This window comes from Streptomyces sp. NPDC003011 (assembly GCF_053591515.1).
This window is the reverse complement of the sequence record NZ_JBSFTY010000129.1, coordinates 1-17,480: the sequence shown is the minus strand read 5'-3', so window position 1 is coordinate 17,480 and position 17,480 is coordinate 1. Positions and strand designations below refer to the sequence as shown.

Annotated in this window: 12 protein-coding genes and 1 pseudogene; 9 read left to right on the top strand and 4 right to left on the bottom strand. The window is 72.8% G+C overall.

Annotated elements, in window-relative coordinates:
• Positions 1-130: 130 nt before the first annotated feature.
• The 3 genes from ACWD0J_RS38625 to ACWD0J_RS38615 form a co-directional block, all read right to left on the bottom strand.
• Complete coding sequence (locus tag ACWD0J_RS38625; protein ID WP_451500547.1) at positions 131-595, bottom strand: nuclear transport factor 2 family protein; 465 nt, start codon at positions 593-595, stop codon at positions 131-133.
• 13 nt (positions 596-608) lie between these two features.
• Positions 609-1,547 carry an NAD-dependent epimerase/dehydratase family protein gene (locus ACWD0J_RS38620; RefSeq protein WP_451500546.1) on the bottom strand — a complete coding sequence of 313 codons (939 nt, stop codon included), beginning with the start codon at positions 1,545-1,547 and terminating at the stop codon, positions 609-611.
• Between the two features lie 108 nt (positions 1,548-1,655).
• Positions 1,656-4,448: an AMP-binding protein gene (locus ACWD0J_RS38615; RefSeq protein ID WP_451500545.1), complete on the bottom strand. Its 2,793-nt coding sequence runs from the start codon at positions 4,446-4,448 to the stop codon at positions 1,656-1,658.
• Positions 4,449-5,284: 836 nt separating this feature from the next.
• Here ACWD0J_RS38615 and ACWD0J_RS38610 point away from each other — a divergent pair.
• From ACWD0J_RS38610 to ACWD0J_RS38595, 4 genes are all read left to right on the top strand, one after another.
• Positions 5,285-6,034 (top strand): DNA-binding response regulator, encoded by a 750-nt coding sequence (locus ACWD0J_RS38610; protein ID WP_451500544.1) that lies wholly within the window; start codon positions 5,285-5,287, stop codon positions 6,032-6,034.
• Positions 6,035-6,088: 54 nt separating this feature from the next.
• Positions 6,089-6,907, top strand: coding sequence for a TrmB family transcriptional regulator sugar-binding domain-containing protein (locus tag ACWD0J_RS38605; protein ID WP_451500543.1), 819 nt, complete (start codon positions 6,089-6,091; stop codon positions 6,905-6,907).
• Positions 6,908-7,398: 491 nt separating this feature from the next.
• Positions 7,399-8,343, top strand: coding sequence for an ACP S-malonyltransferase (locus tag ACWD0J_RS38600; protein ID WP_451500542.1), 945 nt, complete (start codon positions 7,399-7,401; stop codon positions 8,341-8,343).
• Entirely contained in the window at positions 8,340-9,131 is a 792-nt protein-coding gene (locus ACWD0J_RS38595; protein ID WP_451500541.1) for an IclR family transcriptional regulator, read from the top strand. The genes ACWD0J_RS38600 and ACWD0J_RS38595 overlap by 4 nt, the downstream gene beginning before the upstream one ends.
• Before the next feature lie 128 nt (positions 9,132-9,259).
• On the opposite strand, the gene ACWD0J_RS38590 is transcribed toward ACWD0J_RS38595, so the two are convergent.
• Positions 9,260-9,937 (bottom strand): hypothetical protein, encoded by a 678-nt coding sequence (locus tag ACWD0J_RS38590; protein ID WP_451500540.1) that lies wholly within the window; start codon positions 9,935-9,937, stop codon positions 9,260-9,262.
• Positions 9,938-10,293: 356 nt separating this feature from the next.
• Here ACWD0J_RS38590 and ACWD0J_RS38585 point away from each other — a divergent pair, with 356 nt between their 5' ends.
• From ACWD0J_RS38585 to ACWD0J_RS38565, 5 genes and pseudogenes are all read left to right on the top strand, one after another.
• Entirely contained in the window at positions 10,294-11,421 is a 1,128-nt protein-coding gene (locus tag ACWD0J_RS38585) for a polyprenyl synthetase family protein (RefSeq protein WP_451500539.1), read from the top strand.
• Between the two features lie 46 nt (positions 11,422-11,467).
• Positions 11,468-13,015, top strand: a complete 1,548-nt coding sequence (locus ACWD0J_RS38580; protein ID WP_451500538.1) for an acyl-CoA carboxylase subunit beta — start codon at positions 11,468-11,470, stop codon at positions 13,013-13,015.
• A gap of 11 nt (positions 13,016-13,026) precedes the next feature.
• Entirely contained in the window at positions 13,027-13,257 is a 231-nt protein-coding gene (locus tag ACWD0J_RS38575) for an acyl-CoA carboxylase subunit epsilon (RefSeq protein WP_451500537.1), read from the top strand.
• A gap of 98 nt (positions 13,258-13,355) precedes the next feature.
• The gene (locus tag ACWD0J_RS38570; protein ID WP_451500536.1) at positions 13,356-16,337 is read left to right on the top strand and encodes a BTAD domain-containing putative transcriptional regulator; all 2,982 of its coding nucleotides are present in this window, start codon (positions 13,356-13,358) and stop codon (positions 16,335-16,337) included.
• Between the two features lie 281 nt (positions 16,338-16,618).
• A pseudogene (locus ACWD0J_RS38565) lies at positions 16,619-17,323 on the top strand (AfsR/SARP family transcriptional regulator); the annotation flags it as partial.
• Between the last annotated feature and the right edge of the window lie 157 nt (positions 17,324-17,480).

Sequence of the window (17,480 nt, the reverse complement as noted above, 5' to 3'; positions counted from 1 at the left end):
CCCGTCCCCGGCCCGTCCCCGGCCCGTCCCGGGCCGACCGGCGACCGCCGGCCGCCGGCCGCCGGTCAGTCCCTGGCCCGTCCCCGGCCCGTCCCGGGCCGGCCGCCGGCAGTTCCTGTCCCGTCCCCGGTCAGCCGCTGATCAGCCGGCGGAAGGGGACGGTGTCGAAGATGTCCTCCATGACCGTGGCCTTTCCCTCGCGCAGGGTCCACGAGTGGACGAACTTGAGGCGCTCGGTGACGCCTCCCACCGAGGTGACGTGCCGTACGCCGAAGACCACGACACGGTCGCCGCATTCCAGGTACTCCTGCGGTTCCAGCCGCATCCCGCCCAGCAGCGAGGGCACCTGGGCGAGGAAGGTTCGGACGCCGGCGTGACCGTGCTTGGTGCCGCCGAGGCCGTACTCGGACATGCTGTCCGGGTGGACCCAGCGCACGTCGGGGGCCAGGACGTCGAGCAGGGCCTGGGCGTCCCGGTCGTGGAAGGCGCGGTAGGCGGCCCGGATCAGGGTGACGTTGGGCGAGGCGGCGTGGCAGCGCGCGGGCGGTGCGGTCCGGGAGCGGTCGGCGACCGGCTCCATCAGGTTCTGCGACATGACCGGCATCTCCTCAGCGGTCGGCGGAGCGGCGTACGTGGTCGGGGAAGTGGGCCTGGAGGGTGCGGCGGATGCCGTCCCGCCAGGAGACCGTGCAGGGGCCGGTCAGCGTCCGGCGCAGCGTCGGGTCGAACTGGTACGTCTCACGGGTGACCTCGCTCGGCACCAGCGTCGCGGGGACGCCGGTCAGCTCCGACATGTACCGGACGCAGTCGGTGATGCCGACCGGTTCGTCGCCGCCCCAGTTGACGAGCGTCGCCGGGGTGGCCGCGGCCCGCCACAGGTGGGGCACCTGGGCGACGAGGTCGTCGGTGTACAGCGGGGAGCACCAGTTCTGTCCTTCGAGGGGGACCGGGACGGGCTCACCGGCCAGCATCCGTCCGAAGTACAGCATGGGCACACCGCCGTAGCCTCCGGGGCCGTAGGCGATGTTGAGCCGGGCGATGGTGGTGGGCAGGGAGAGCACGTGGGCGAGGGCCCGGACCGCGCCCTCGGTGGCCAGCTTGCCGACGGGGTAGGCGGGCAGCCAGTCCGCGGTCGCGTCGACCGGGTCGTCCTCGGTGTACCGGTGCTCCAGCGTCCGGCGGGCGTACAGCGCGCCCGTGGACACGTACAGGAACGCCTCGGCGGTGCGGCAGTGCGTCATGAGGCGGCCCGTGGCCACCGCGTTCACCTCGGCGGCGGCGTTGAAGTCGCCGTCCTCGCCGCGGCGCACCGCGGAGTGGACGACGTGGGTGAAGTCCTCGGGCACGCCCTTGAGGGAGTCGCCCGACAGGTCCTCCATGTCCCAGTGCCAGGTGGTGATGCCCCGCTCGTTCAGCGCGGCCTCGACGCCCGGTGTGCCGAACCTGCCCAGGCACCAGACGTCGTTGTGCTCGGCGAGCGCTTCCGCCACCGGCCGGGCGACCTGCCCTGTACCGCCGGTCACCAGGATCCTCTTCCCCGTCAGCATGTTCTTCCTGCCTGTCCCTCTGGATGGATGTCGTGTGGTGGACGTCATGTCCGTGGATGTCGTGTCCGTGGACGTCATGTCCGTGGACGTCGTGTTCGTGGACGTCGGTCAGCGGGTGTCGTGCGCGGTGGGGTGGGCGTCGGCGTCCGCCAGGGCCCGGTCGAGTTCGCGGCGCAGGATCGCCTGGAAGGCCGGGACGTGCTGCGGGCTCATCAGCGTGTAGTGCTCGCCGGGCACCTCGATGTAGCGGTTGGGGCCGGTGGTGTGCTCGTCCCAGCGGCGCAGTTCGTTGTCGAGCCAGTCCTGCTTGGTGCCGCGCAACGGGATCGCGTGGAAGACGCTCATCGACGGCACGGTTCCGGTGGGACGGTAGCCGCGGCCCAGGTCGGTGAGGCCGTTGGCGAGCTCCGCCCATCTGCCGAACTTCTCGGTGTCCAGGTCGAGTTCGGCGAGCCGGCCGGCCGGGGCGAGGTCCAGGATCCGTACGACCTGCTCCTCCATGGGCAGTCCGCGCAGCTGTCCGGGCAGCCGGGCGGCCTGCTCCCGGTCGATCAGCGCCAGGAAGAACGCCAGGTTGACGGCGGTCTCGGCGAAGTCCAGTTCGTCCATGCGGTACTTGATGTGCGGGGGCAGGTTGAAGCTGCCGACGAAGTCGACGCGTTCGCCCTGGGAGCGCAGCACCTTGGCGATCTCGAAGGCCACCGCACCGCCGTAGGAGTAACCGGCGACGGCGTAGGGGCCGTGCGGCTGCCGGGCGCGGATGGCGGTGACGTAGGAGTCGACCATCTGCTCGAAGGTGGCGAAGGGCTTCTCGCCGTCGTTGAAGCCGCGGGCGCGCAGCGCGTAGAAGGGACGGTCCCCCACGAAGTACTTGGCGAGGTTGACGAAGACGAGGACCTCGCCGACGCCGGGATGCACGCAGAACAACGGGGTCTTGGTGCCGCCGGTCTGCATCGGCACGACCGGGTCGTAGGTGTCGCCGCCGGGTGCGGCGGTCTCGGTGAGGCGGCGGGCCAGTGTGCGGACCGTGGGGGCCCGGAGGACGGTGATGATCTCCAGGCCGGTGACGCCGAGCCGCCGGGCGACCTGGCTGCGCAGCCGCAGCATGTCGAGCGAGGTGCCGCCCAGGTCGAAGAAGCTGGCGTCGGCGCCGACCGTGCCGGGCTCGCTGCCGAGGATCTCCGCGTAGATCTCGGCGAGGGTCCGCTCGGTCTCGCCCACGGGTTCGGTGTAACCGCCGAGCATCCGGCGGGTGAGGTCGGCGGTGGCGCGTATCTCGGTGGCGTAGGCGCCGGACTCCAGTCGTCGTCGCATCAGAGCGCGCTGGATCTTGCCGAGGCTGGTCTTGGGGAAGGCGTCCTTGGGCAGCGGCAGGACGAGCGAGGGTCTGAAGCCCCAGTGCATCACGACGGTGCTGCGGATGGCGGTGAGTACCTGGTGGCGTGCCGTCTCGTCGTCCTCGGGCGCCGCCGGGTGGAAGGCGATCACCAGCCGCTCGGTGTCGTCGCCGGGCGCGCGGGTGGGGAAGGCCGCCACGTGGGCCCCGGTCACTCCGGGCAACTGCTCCAGAGCGGTCTCCAGTTCGTGGCTGAAGTAGTTGACGCCGTTGACGATGACGCTGTCCTTGCTGCGTCCGACGAGGGACAGGCGCCCCTCGTCGACGCGGCCCAGGTCGCCGCTGCGGAACCAGCCGTCGGCGGTGAACGCGTCCGCGGTGGCCCGCGGGTCGTTGTAGTAGCCCTGCGTCACCATCGGGCCGGTGAGCTGGAGCTCGCCCACCTCGCCCGCGGGCAGTTCCCGGTCCTCGGCGTCGGCGATGCGCAGGCGCAGGCCGGGTACCGGTGTGCCCAGGCGGGCGAACTCCCGGCCGCGGTCGGCCTCGGGAAAGGATTTGCGGGAGTAGACGCTGCCCGCGCAGGTCTCGCTCATCCCGAACGCCGGCCATACCGCGTCCCGGCCCAGTCCGTACTCCGCGTAGGAGTCGAGGAACGTCTCGCCGGTGGCGCACACCACGGCCTCGCCGCCGCTGATGATGTGCCGCAGGCCGGTGAGGTCGAGCTGTTCCCCGCCGGCGTGCAGCCGGTCGGCGGCCGTGTTGAGCTGCCCCAGCAGGAAGTTGGGGGTGAAGGTCATCGTCACGCCGTGCCGGGAGATCAGCCGCAGGAACTCCAGCGGTTCCGTGAGGACGACCTGGGCCTCGACGTGCAGCTGGCGGCTGCCGGTGGACAGCGGGAACAGGTGGCATTCCAGCAGGGCGGCCACGTGGTCGAAGGACACCCAGTTGAGGGTGGTGTCCGCGGCGGTGAGCCGGTGGGGGCCGTTCTTGCCGGCCATGGAGGCCAGCAGGTTGGCGTGGGTGAGCGTGACCGCCTTGGAGTTGCCGGTGGAGCCCGAGGTCAGGACCAGCAGGGCGGTGTCCTGGAGGGCGGCGGTGTGCGGGACCGCCGGTTCCGGGGCGGACAGCTGGTCCAGCAGGCCTACGCGGAGGCCGTCGACGTCCGGCAGTTCGGCGCTCAGGGCCGTGCTGGTGAGTACCAGCGGGCCGTCGAGCAGGGTGTTGACGTGGGTGAGCTGGGCGGCCCAGCGCTCCCGGTCGCCGCGCAGGGGGGCCATCGGGCAGGGGACGAAGCCGCCGAGGACCGTGGCCCAGAACGCGGTGAGGAACTCCTGCGGGCGTTCGAGCAGCAGAACGACCTTGTCCTGGGGGCGCAGACCGCGGGCCCGCAGCCCGGTCAGCACCCGCAGAGCGTCGTCGAGGAGTTCGGCGTGGCTCTGGTCCCGGTACTCGGCCGCCGCGCCGCCGAGGCAGTAGCGCAGCCCCGTGTCGGGGTGGCGGTGGGCGGCGTTCAGGAGGAGGTCGGCGATGTTCTGCTGGGGTGCGGTGTTCACGGTGGTCTCCATGGCCTGATGGCGCGTCGGGCCGGACGGCCACGCGCGACTAAGAGGTGTGGACTGGACGTGCCGCGAGCTGGGCGCCCCTCGGAACGGGAATACCGGCAGTAATTCCGCGGGGGCCGTTGATCGGGAAGACTCTGTGACCGGACAGGAAAAGTTGAAAACTTTCCTATGTGTCATTCCGGGCCGGTGGAAGGTCTTTATCCGGGGGAAATTACCGGGGAGCGGGACATCCCGGTCCACGCTGTGCCCGTAATCCACGGGTACGCGAGGTACCCGCTGCCGGCCGGAGGTGTTCCGGGGTGAATGCTGATAAATGTCCGCTTCCCCCGGCGGTAACCGTCGGCGCTCCTGTGGAGGTGCCTTGTGGGTCCCGTGTGCGGTGTGTGGTCACGGCGTCACCGTAGGCGGGAATCTGTCCGCACTGCGGGATCTTTGACCGCTAGCGGACACGGATGACACGTACCGTGTGTGTGTTATCGCGCTGAGTGCCGAGAAGAGGAAGTTGAATCTTCGTTTCCGGTTTTCTGGGCAGTTTGCTGTCAGCCGGACGGCTCCGAGCACCCTTTTCCCGGACTCGTCGCGCCCTCTCGGCAGGCGTGCCGAGTCGGCAAGTCGCTGCTGATGAGACGGTTGACTCGGGCTGATCACCTGAAGTACGGTCGGTTCGCTTTGAACTTGTTGGTTGTTGCGGCGAAGTGAATTTCCGAAAAAGATGTAGCCCCCAAAAAAGGGCAGGGTGAGCCGAAGAAGTCCCTGACCTGTCAGGGGTGGTGTGTGGCAGTGGGGGCGCTGCGGGCCATGGGGGAGTTGTGTCGGACTCGTTAGCTCAGCACGGAGCCGTGGACGAGGCGGAGGAGTCGGCGTCGGCCGATCACGCGGCTCGACTGGAGAGAACATTGCTCCAGGCCAGCGCCTTGATCGAGAGCACCCTCTCGCTGCACCAGCAGCGGGCCGAGGTGCCCGCCGCGGTCGCGCGCACGGCCGGTACGCCGATCGGGCAGGCCCTGGAAGCGCTCCTCGGCCAGGCCCGGCACACCGTGTGCCTGGTCCTGATCGAGACGGGCGAATTCGCCGACGCCGCACTGCGGCTGCTCGCCGCGGTCCCGGAACGGGTGGCCGTCCGGGTGCTGTGCAGCGCGGGGGCCACGGACGTGTGGCTGTCCCGGCTGACCCGGGTCGCGAACGGTCGGCTGGAGGTGCGGGTTTCCGAGAGCGAACTGCGAACCATCCTGGTGGTGGACGGGTCCGCGGCGCTGGTGCGGGCCGAGGACAAGGTCGGCGGCGAGGCCGCCATCGTCAGCGACACCGCGACGGTCCGTGCGATCGAACTGTTGTTCGCTGGAGCGTGGTCGCGTGGCCGCAAGCTCGCCGACCACCTTCAGCTGAGCCCACGGCTGCGCACCGAACTCGTCAGGAACATCCTGGAGCGTCTGCGCGCGGGCAACACCGACGAGACCGCCGCGCGTGAACTGAACGTGTCGCTGCGCACCTACCGGCGCTACGTCGCGGAGATCATGCGCGAACTCGACGCCAGCTCCCGCTTCCAGGCCGGGGTCAGGGCGGTGGAGTTCGGGCTGCTGTCGGACTAGCGGCGCGCCGGGGCGCGCGGGACCGGAGTGGCGCAGGCGTCCTTCTACCGGTCCGTGACCGTCGTAGCCAAGACGCCGGACGTCAGGGTGGTGGAAGAGGACGTGTCCAACGGGGGAGACGACGAACTGGAGCGTGCCCTGCTCCAAGTGCAGTCACTGATCGAGTCGACGGTGGCCATGCACCGGGGACGCAGTCGCCAGGAAAGGCTGATCACCGGCCTGGACTACGACTACGACTCCGTGCTGGACCAGGCGCAGCGGCTGATCCGCAGCGCCACCCGGAGCATCGACATCGTGCACGCCCGTCGGCGCGGGCCGGACGAGGAGGTCAACCGCTCCGAGCGGGAACTGATCTACGGGGCCCGCGAGGGGGTGTCCGTACGCCTGCTGTCCAGCCCCGCCATGATGGACGAGGACTTCGTGCGCGAGCAGTTGGGCCGGGAACGCCCGGTGGCCATCCGGGTCGGCCGGGTCCCGCCGCTCCAGGCGCTGATCGTGGACGGCGGTGACGCGCTGGTGGTGGCCGACTCGGCGGTCGGCCGGCGCGCGTCGGTGATCCGGGTGCCGGAGGTCCTGCACACCCTGCGCACCCTCTTCGAGAACGTGTGGGCCAACGCCGTGCCGGCCGGCGAGCGCATCGTGTTCGGCGACCGCGACCGGGCCGCCCTCGCCCGGCGGATCCTCGGCGCCCTCCAGGCCAGCGTCACGGACGAGGTCGCCGCCCGGGAACTGACCATCTCCGTGCGCACGTACCGGCGGCACGTCGCGGAGATCATGGCCCTGCTGGGCGCCAACTCCCGCTTCCAGGCCGGGGTGCGCGCCGCCGAACTCGGCCTGCTGCCGCCCGCGGCGGGGACGGGCCAGGGCCGGTAGGCCGCCGGCCAGGGAGAGCACGGCGGCATGGTGGGGGTACGCCGGCGTGTGAGGCCGTGCGGCCTGTGCGGCCTGTGCGGCCTGTGCGGCTCGTCTGGCCGTTGGGCAGCCGGCCCGGCCCGACCGACCCGTCCGTCCCTCCCGTGCGACCCGTCCCGTCCGACCCGCCCAACTCGCCCCTCCGTCCGACCCGTCCGGCCGGCCCGCCCGGTGTCGTCGTGCTCGGTGGGCCGGGGTTCGTGGGCGGCTGGGTGGGGGGTTGGGCGGGGGTGGGGGCGGGGCGTAGCTGGCAGCTTCCTGAAAGGGGCGTTGCCGCCTGCTTCGACCGGACAGTTGTATGGCGTCAGGAACGGGATCTCCGATCGGACGGAGGTCTCCCCATCCGGCGGCTGGTACCCCTCTCGCGAGCCGTCGGCGCACGGAGGCCGGTCACCGGATCCACGGTGATCCGGCCTCCGTGCCCTTCGATGTCCCGTGCGGAAGGCGGAGCCATGAAACCAGTACCCGTCGGCCTGGTGTTTCCCGGCCAGGGGACCCAGAAGCAGAACATGGGCGGACCCTGGCGAGAGACCCCCTCCTGGGAGCTGACGGCGGAGATCTCCGCCGTCACCGGGGAGGACCTCGCCGAACTCCTCCTGCGCACCCCCGACGACCAGCTCCGGCGCACCGACCTCGCCCAGCTGACCGTGTTCACGCTCGGCCTGATCGCCCACGCCGAGGCGGTGCGCACCGGCGGCTTCGGCGGCCCCGTCGTCGCCTGCGCCGGGCACAGCCTGGGCGAGTACACGGCCCTCGCCGCGGCCGGCGTCCTCACCGTCGGCCGCGCCGCCGCCCTCGTGGCGGTCCGGGGCCGGGCGATGCGGGAGGCGGCGCTGGCCCGCGAGGGAACGATGGGCGTGCTGGTGGCGGCGCCCGTGGCGGCGGCCGAGAAGCTGGTGGGCGAGCTTCGCGCCGAGGGCGCCGAGGTGTGGGTCGCCAACGTCAACGCCCCGGGCCAGACCGTGGTCTCCGGCTCCCCGCAAGGGGTCGTCGAGGTCGCGGAACGGGCCGGCTCGATCGGGGGCAGGGTGCTCCGGCTGCCGGTCGGCGGGGCCTTCCACAGCCCGTACATGGCTCCGGCCGCCGAGGCGCTGGGGCGCGCGCTGCGGGAGACCGTGTTCGCCGAGGGACAGGTGCCGGTGGTGGCCAACGTCGACGCGGTGGCGCAGCCGGGGCGGGCCGACTGGCCGGCGCTCGGCGTCCGGCAGTTGACCTCTCCGGTGCTGTGGGAGCGGAGCGTGCGGACCCTCACCGGGCCGCTCGGCTGCCGCCGCCTCGTCGAACTCGGTCCCGGACGCACCCTCACGGGGCTCACCCGCCGGATCGACGCGGACGTCGAAGCCGTCGCGGTGGACTCGCCCGAGGCCCTGCGTGTCCTGTCGGCGGTCGAACGATGAACGGTCCGGTGGTGAGCGGCCGGCCGGTGGGTGCCGTCGCCCAGAAATCGCAGCGGATCAGCGGCATCGGAGTGCTCGACAAGGCATCCACTCTGCTCGACGTGGTGGAGAAGGGGCCGGCGTCCCTGGCCGACCTCGTCGCCGTCAGCGGGTTCAAGCGCCCCACCGTGCACCGGATCGCCCTGGGGATGGAGCGACTCGGGCTGCTCGCCCGGGACTTCAGGGGCCGGTTCGTGCTCGGTCCCCGGCTGGGGAACATCGCCGTGGAGGTGCAGCGCGACCAGCTGGTCAAGGCGGCGGTTCCGGTCCTCGACGACCTGTACACGCTGACCGGGCTGCCCGCCCGGATGTTCCGGCGGCGCGGCGCCATGCAGGTCTGTGTCGGCACCTCCGGGGACGGCGGCGACGTCCTGGACGACCTGCCGGTCGGTACGGCCCGGCCGGCCAACTCCGGCCCCGTCGCGCAGGCCCTGCTCGCCTGGGAGGAGCCCGAGGCACTGTACGAGGGGCTGATCAGCGCCCGCTTCACCGCCGCGCAGCTCTCCCTCGTACGGCGCCGGGGGTGGGCGCACGGCCCCGACCCGATGGTGCCGGGCGCGGTCTCCACCGTCGTGCCCGTCCTCGGTACGGGCACCCGCGTGGTGGCCGCGCTCGCGCTCACCGGACGGCTCCCCCGCATGCCCGAGAACCCGAACCGGCTGCTGCTCGACGCGCTGATCGACGCGGCGGGCGAACTCGGCGACGGCCTGGTGCGGTCGGGGACCGTGCTGCGCCAGGGCAGCCGGTAGCCGCGGCGCTCGCGGCGGCCTTCCGGAAGCCGGCGGGCGGGGGAGCCGCCAGGCCGCGGAGCCCGGTGGCCGGCCGGTGCCCGGCGCACCGTGCGGGTGGAGCACGGCCGGCCCGCCCCTGCCCGCGGTCACTCGCAGCCGTGCCGCCAGTTCCAGCCGACGAAGGTGTTCTTCAGCTCCACGTCGAAGGTGCACTCAGCGGTCCCGTCGGCGGCGAGCCGGACGGACGAGTGGTGGGTGTTGGCGTACCGGTCGCCGGACGGGTCGAAGATCCCCTGGTAGGTGAAGGAGGCGTCGGCCCGGGTGGCCACCGCGGAGCAGCCGGTGGCGCAGTCCTGGCCGTCGGAGGCCGACGTGAGCGACCAGCCGGCGTCCCACGGCTCACGGTTCCACCCCTGGGTCGCGTCGGAGCCGGCCGAGGTGATCCGGCCGTCGGCGATCGACCAGTCGGCCGTGGTGTAGAGGCCGGTCATCCGGATGTTGCAGCAGTCGTACATCTCGTTCCAGCTGCGCAGGTGACGGTCGGCGGCCGCGGCGGCCGCCGGACCCCGCGCGGTGGACCCGGCGGCCGAGGTGGCCGGGACGTGGCGGACCGGGCCCCGCTGGAGGGTGCAGTCCGCGCCGACGGTCACCGTCTGCGTCGCGGCCTTGCCCGCCGGTGGCACCGGGAGCGTCCCGGTCAGCCGCACTCCCGCACAGGACCGCGCGCCGTCCGACGGACCGGTGGGTGCCGCGGTCGCCGTACCGCCGAGAAGGGAGACCAGGCCGACGAGGGCCAGTGCCGTGGATGCCATTGTTCTGCGCAATTCACTGTTCCTTTCTTCGAGTTCTTCGATGTGCGAGCGTAACGGCGCCTGCCCCACGTTCCACCGGTGGAAAGAAATAGTTGGCAGGAAGGTGTACGGGGCTGGTGAGCGATGCCGTCCGGCCTGTAGTGGCACTTTCATGTCACCGCACTTGGTCCGGTGCCGGACGCGGTGCCAGAGTCGTGGCCGACGACCGTTGCCGTTCGGGGCGACGAATTGTGGTTCGTCGGTCTGGCGGAGGGAGTTATCGCTTGAGTGCCATACGCATGTGCCCGCCCTGGAAAGGGCCTTCGACGCGCCCTGAATCCGGGCTGATCGAGCAACTCGTACGGGATTCTCCGGAGTTCGCGGCGAGAATGCGGGAGTCGTTGGACGCCGCCGAGAAGTGCCTGGCGGACTGCCTGCGCGACGCCCCCGCTCCCGCCGTGGCCGCCCTGCTGGGCCGGCTCGTGGCGGCGGACACCGCGCGCTTGAGGTCTCTTCTGGTGCTGCTGGGCGCGGAGTTCGGCGCGTCGTGGCGGGACGGGATCACCCAGGCGGCCGTGACGACGGAACTCCTCCATCTGTCGCTGACCCTGTCGGCCGCCCGGCCGTCCGCCGTCCCCCCGGCCGGACGGGCCGGGCCCGCCGACGGCGGGTGCCCGGACGCGGTGGCCGCGGCCGACTGGCTGCTGGCACGGTCGGCCCAGCTGTCCGCAGGGCTCGGCCCCGGCGCGCTGCGGCTCAACGCCCGCACCGCGGGCCGGCTGGCGGCGGGACAGCTGCGCGAACTCGCCGGGCCGGTCCCGGGCGAGGACCCGGTGGCCCACTACGTCGAGGTGACGGCGGGCACGGCGGCGGCGCCGTTCGCCATGGCGCTGGGCATCGGCGCCCTCCAGGCAGACGCTCCGCGCCGGTACGTACGGGCCCTGACCGACTGCGGTGAACACCTCGGCGCCGCCCTCACCATCGCCGACGACCTGCTCGCCGCGTGGACCCCGGCCACCGCGCACACCCGGTACGCCGGCGGGCCGTTCGGGCACCGCCGGCCCGGGTCCGCCGAGAGCGGCCGGCCGTCGGTGCGGCCGGCCCGCCCGGGCCTCACCCCGCGCGGCGCCCGGCTGCGCGGCCTGTTGACGGCAGGCGCGCTCCGGGAGGCCCCCGGCACCGGAGGCCCGGTCGGAGAGGCCCCGGGCACCGGTGGCCCGGTCGGCACGGCCGGTACCGCGGGCCGGACCGGCACCGTCGACGTGGCGGGCCGAACGGGCGCCGTCGACGCGGCCGACCGGACCGGCGCCGTCGACGCGGCCGGTGCCCAGGGCCAGGCGGGCGCCCGCCGGCAGGTGCTGGCCCTCATGCGCACCGCTCCCGCCGTCCGGCAGGTCACGGAGGCCATGCAGCTGCGCCTGGACCACGCCAGGGCCGCCGTCGGTGTCCTGCCGTCCCTGCCGGCGCGACGGGCGATCTACGCCCTGTGCGACCTCGTCGCCGAACGCATCTGCTGATCCAGCTGATCCACAGGCATCACAGGCATCACAGGAGGAGTTGGCCATGACGACGCACGACCGGGTGGGCGAGCTCACACAGCTGCGTGAGGAGGTCCTCGCGGGAGTCGGCAGCGCCACCGAGGTCCAGCACGCCAAGGGCAAACTGACCGCACGCGAACGCCTCGCGCTCCTCTTCGACGAGGGATCCTTCACCGAGGTCGAGCAGTTGCGCCGGCACCGGGCCACCGGCTTCGGGCTGGAGGCGAAGAGACCCCACACCGACGGGGTGGTGACCGGATGGGGCCGGATCCACGGCCGTACCGTCTTCGCCGTCGCCCATGACTTCCGGATCTTCGGCGGCGCCCTCGGCGAGGCCCACGCCGCGAAGATCCACAAGGTGATGGATCTCGCGCTCGCCGCCGGAGCGCCGCTGGTCTCCCTCAACGACGGGGCGGGCGCGCGGATCCAGGAGGGCGTCTCGGCGCTGGCCGGCTACGGCGGCATCTTCCAGCGCAACGTCCGGGCCTCCGGGGTGATCCCGCAGATCAGCGTGATGCTCGGCCCGTGCGCGGGCGGTGCGGCCTACAGCCCGGCGCTCACCGACTTCGTGTTCATGGTCCGGGACATCTCGCAGATGTTCATCACCGGGCCGGACGTGGTGAAGGCGGTCACCGGCGAGGAGATCTCCCACAGCGGGCTGGGCGGGGCCGACGTGCACGCCGGGACGTCGGGAGTGGCGCACTTCGCCTACGACGACGAGGAGACGTGCCTCGCCGACGTCCGCTACCTGCTGTCGCTGCTGCCCGCGAACAACCGGGAGCTGCCGCCCGCCGAGGCCGGTACGGATCCCGCCGGCCGGCGCTGCGAGCGGCTGCTGGACCTGGTGCCGCAGGACGGCAGCCGGCCGTACGACATGGGTGCCGTGATCGCCGAGATCGTCGACGACGGCGAGTACATGGAGGTGCACGAGCACTGGGCGGCCAACGTCGTCACGGCCCTCGCCCGGCTCGACGGCCAGGTCGTCGGCATCGTGGCCAACCAGCCCCGGTCCTTCGCCGGGGTGCTGGACATCCAGGCCTCGGAGAAGGCCGCGCGGTTCGTGCAGATGTGCGACGCCTTCAACATCCCGCTGGTGACACTGGTCGACGTGCCGGGTTTTCTGCCCGGGGTCGACCAGGAGCACGGCGGGATCATCCGGCACGGCGCCAAGCTGCTGTACGCGTACTGCAACGCCACGGTGCCGCGGATCCAGGTGATCCTGCGCAAGGCGTACGGCGGGGCGTACATCGTGATGGACTCCCGGTCGATCGGCTCGGACCTGTCGTTCGCGTGGCCCACCAACGAGATCGCGGTGATGGGCGCGGAGGGCGCCGCGAACGTCGTCTTCCGGCGCCGGATCCAGGAGGCGAGCGACCCCGAGGCGATGCGCGCCCAGTTGGTCAAGGAGTACCGGGCCGAGCTGATGCACCCGTACTACGCGGCCGAACGCGGCCTGGTGGACGACGTGATCGACCCCGCCGACACCCGGTCGGCGCTGATCGGGGCGCTGGCGATGCTGCGTGCCAAGCACGTCCCGCTGCCCTCCCGCAAGCACGGCAACCCTCCGGTGTGAAGGAGCCAGTCATGACGGCGACGGTGAGTGTGTTCGACGGGCCGCTCGGTCCGGCCCTGTTCAAGGTGGTCAGCGGCAGCCCCTCCGCGGAGGAGCTCGCCGCCGTCACGGCCGTGCTCACGGCTCTCGCGGCCCGGACCGTCCCCGCCCCGCGTCCCGCGCGGGCCGACGCGGGCTGGCGCCGGCCGCACAGGTTCCCGCCCGTGTCCTGGCGGGCGTCCGAGCAGTCGGTTGGCAGCTAGCTGCCACGTTCGTTGTCGACCCCCGGGCGCCCTGTTAGCCAGTACAAAGCGGAGTGAACGGGTCAACCGGGGCCAGTCGCTCGACAGGAGGGCAGCTCGTGCTTCAGGTGGCGTTCCGGATCCTGGGGCCGTTGGACATCCGTGCCGACGGGCGGCCGGTGGTGCTCACCGGTGCCCGTCAGCGCACCATCATGTCGATGCTGCTGCTCTCGCCCAACCGGATCGTCTCGGTGGACGCGCTCGCCGACGCCGTCTGGCACGGCAACCCGCCCCCCACCGCCCGCAACCAGATCGCGATCTGCGTCTCGGCGCTGCGCAAGGCGCTCAAGACGGCGGCCGGGGTCCAGGACGTGCTGGTCACCAGTCACCCCGGCTACATGCTCTTCGCCGGCGAACACCGCATCGACGCCGTCGAGTTCGAGGAACAGGTCGCCGCGGGCCGGGCGGCCTCCCGCAGCGGCCGGCCCGAGGAGGCGTGCGCCCGCTTCGCCGAGGCGCTCGCCCTGTGGCGCGGCCCCGCCCTGGAGGGCATCACGTCCCCGCCGGTGGAGGTCGCGACCGCCCGGCTGGCCGAGATGCGGTTCGGTGTCTACGGGGAGTACATGGGGCTTCGCCTGGAGCGGGGCGAGCACCACGAGGTGATCGGCGAGCTGGCCGCGTTCGTCCGGGAACACCCGTTGCGCGAGCAGGCCATGGCCCATCTGATGCTCGCCCAGTACCGTTCCGGGCGCCGCGCCGAGGCGCTGGAGACCTACCGCGAGGGGCGGCTGCTGCTCGCCGAGGAACTCGGCATCGACCCCGGCCCCGCGCTGCGGGAACTGCACGAGGAGATCCTCGCCGACTCGCCGAAGCTGGGCAGGCCCGTCGAACCGGCGGCGCCCGCGCCCGCGGCGGTCGTGTCGCAGCTGCCCGCCAGCGTCGCGTCGTTCACCGGCCGGCACGCCGAACTCGCCGCTGTGGACCGGTTGCTGGACCACCTCGGCGGAACCGCACTGCCGGTCGGGTCGATCACCGGCATAGGGGGTGTGGGCAAGACCGCGCTCGCCGTCCACTGGGCCCACCAGACCGTCGGCCGGTTCCCCGACGGCCAGCTCTACGCCGACCTGCGCGGCTACGACGAGGAGGCCCCGCGCCCGCCCGGCGCCGTACTGGACCGGTTCCTGCGGGCGCTCGGCGTGCCGGGCGCGGACATACCCGCCGACCAGAACGAGCGGGCCGCCCTGTTCCGCAGCGTCCTCGACGGCCGGCGGGTCCTGATCGTCCTCGACAACGCGCGCTCCTTCCAGCAGATCCACCTCCTGCTCCCGGCCGGCGGCCGCTGCTGCGTGCTGGTGACCAGCCGCGACCCGATGGGCGGCGCCCTCGCCGGCGACTACGCCTTCGTACCGCTGCACCTGGACGCCCTGGAGCAGGACGAGTCGATCGCGCTGCTGTCACGGGTGACCGGCGACGGCCGGCTGGCCGCCGACCCGGTCGCCGCGGCCCGGCTCAGCGCGCTGTGCGACCGGCTGCCGCTCGCGCTGCGGATCGCCGCCGCGCGCCTCGCGGCCAAGCCGCACTGGTCCGTACGCACCCTGGTGGCACGGCTGGAGGACCAGCGCCGACGGCTGGACGAACTCAGCCCGGACGAGCGCGGTGTGCGGGCCGGGCTGCGGCTGAGCTACCGCGACCTGCCGGCCGCCACCGCCCGGATGTTCCGGCTGCTCGGCTCGCTGAACGTGCCCGACTTCGCCTCCTGGGCCGGGGGCGCGCTGCTGGACCTGGACCCGCTGGACGCCGAGGATCTCATCGAGGAACTCGTCGACGCGCAGCTGCTGGTGCCGTTCTCCTCCGCCACCGGCCATGTGCGGTACCGCTTCCAGGGGCTGCCCCGGCTGTTCGCCCGCGAAGTGTCCCTGGCCGAGGACCCGGAGGACGAGCGCCGCGCCGCGCTGCGCCGGGTCGCCGGAAGCTGGCTGGCCCTGGCCGCGGAGGTGCATCGCCGGCTGTACGGCGGCGACTACACCCTCGTCCACGGGCCGGCCCCGCTCAGGCCGCTGCCCGGGCACCTCACCGAGGACCTGCTCGCGGACGCCATGGAGTGGCTGGAGAGCGAACGCGCCTCCCTCGTCGGCCTGGTGGACCAGCTGGCCCGGGAGGACGAGTCCGCGTACGCCTGGGATCTGGCGGTCACCGGGGTCACCCTCTTCCAGAGCCGCAACTACCTGGAGGACTGGCGCCACTGCTGCGAGGCGGCCCTGGCCGCCGCCCGGCGGGCCGGGGACCGGCTGGGCGAGGCGGTGATGCTGCACTCGCTCGGCACACTGGAGATCGTCCGCTGGGAGCACGGCACCGCCGAGGGCCATCTCACCTCGGCGCTGCGCCTGTTCGACGAGGAGGGCGAGGAGAAGGGGCGGGCCCTGGTGCTGCGCAACCTGGCGCTGTGCGAGCGCCACCGCGGGGACCTGGCCGCCGCGCACGATCTGGGGCAGGGCTCCCTGGAGCTCTTCCGCCGGGTCGGCGACCGTTACGCGGAGGCCCATGTCCTCGGACTGCTGGCCCAGATCGAACTCGAACGCGGGCACCTCGCGGCGAGCCTGGGGCTGTCCTTCGAGGCGGTCGAACGCAGCCGGGAACTGGGCACCGTGCGCGGGGAGGCGCAGAGCACCGTCCGGCTCGCCGAGGCGCTGATCCACCAGGGGGACGGTGAACGGGCGGAGGCGGCCTGCCGGCGCGCGCTGGACCTGGTGCGCGGCACCGGGGACCGCCGCGGCGAGACCCATGCGCTGCGCGCGCTGGGGGAGGCACTGTGGTGCCAGGACCGGCTCGACGAGGCCGCAACGGTGCTCGAGGAGGCGCTCGCGGCCGCCGGCGAGGTGCCGGACCGCTATCTGGAGGCGCGGGTCGGGACCGTCCTCGGCTGTGTGCGGGCCCTGCTGGGCGACCGGGTCCGGGCGGCGGGCTGCTGCAAGGTGGCCGACGACCTGTTCGCCGAGGTGGGGGACCGGGCCTGGCGGGAGCGGACGGTCCGGCTGCTGGACCTGCTGGCCCAGGGCGGCCGGCTCGACCCGGCGGAACTCTTCACCCTGGTACGGGCCTGAGGACGGGCCGGCACGGCGTCAGGTCCAGGGGTCGTCGCTCCGGGTACTCCGGGTACGGGGGGCCGCGGCCTGGGCGATGGGGGAATGCTGCATGACGTCCTCCTGGGGGGATGGCTCCGCGCTGTTGGAAAAAAGGTACGGAAGGGCACCTGTCCCAGCGGTTTCGTATCGCTTTCGCGGGCCCGAAATCGCCCCGATGCCCCGGTGGAAGGGCATATCGGTAGCGTCTCGCGGCAGACGGTCCGGCATCCGGCGCGGGCCCGTGCGGCGAGGAAGACACCATGGACTTCAAGGTCCTCGGCCTGGTGACGGCCGAGCGTGAAGGCCGTGCGGTCGCGCTCGACGGTGCCAAGCAGCGCACCGTTCTGGCGGCCCTGCTGCTGGCCCGCGGCGCGGTCCTGACGGACGAGCGGCTCACCGCCCTGCTGTGGAGCTGGGACCCGCCGGCCTCCGCCACCAGCCAGCTCTACACGTACGTCTCGCGGCTGCGGACCCGGCTCGGCGCGGACGTCGTCCTGGAACGCACCGGCCTCGGCTACCGGATGGACACCGGCGACGCCGCGTTCGACTGGGACACCTTCCGCGCCCTCGCCGCGGCGGGCGGCGCCGACCTGAAGGCGGGCCGGTACGCGGCGGCCGAGCGCCGGCTCGCACAGGCCCTCGCGGTCTGGAACGGGCCGGCGCTCACCGGCGTCACCGCACGCCTCGCCGAGGCCGAGGGACCCGGCATGGAGGAGTCCCGGCTGGGTGCCCTGGAGCAGCACGCCGAAGCCGCGCTCGCCCTGGGCCGGCATGCCGAGGCGGTCCCCGGCCTGACCCGCGAGGTGGCCCGGCACCCGCTGCGCGAACACCTGCGCGTGCTGCTGATGACGGCGCTGCACCGCTGCGCCCGCCAGGGCGACGCCCTCGCGGTCTACGAGGAGGGCCGCCGGGTCCTCGCCGGGGAACTCGGCATCGACCCGGGCGCGGAACTGCGCACGCTGCACCAGGAGATCCTCACCGACTCGGTCCCCGGCCGTCCCTTCGCGCCGTCCGGCGAGGAGGAGGACGGGCCGCCGGCCGCGCGTGCCATGGCGTGGGCCTCGGCGGCGAGTTCGCGGGTGTAGTGCATACAGGCGACGAGGTACGCGCGGTGCTGCTCGC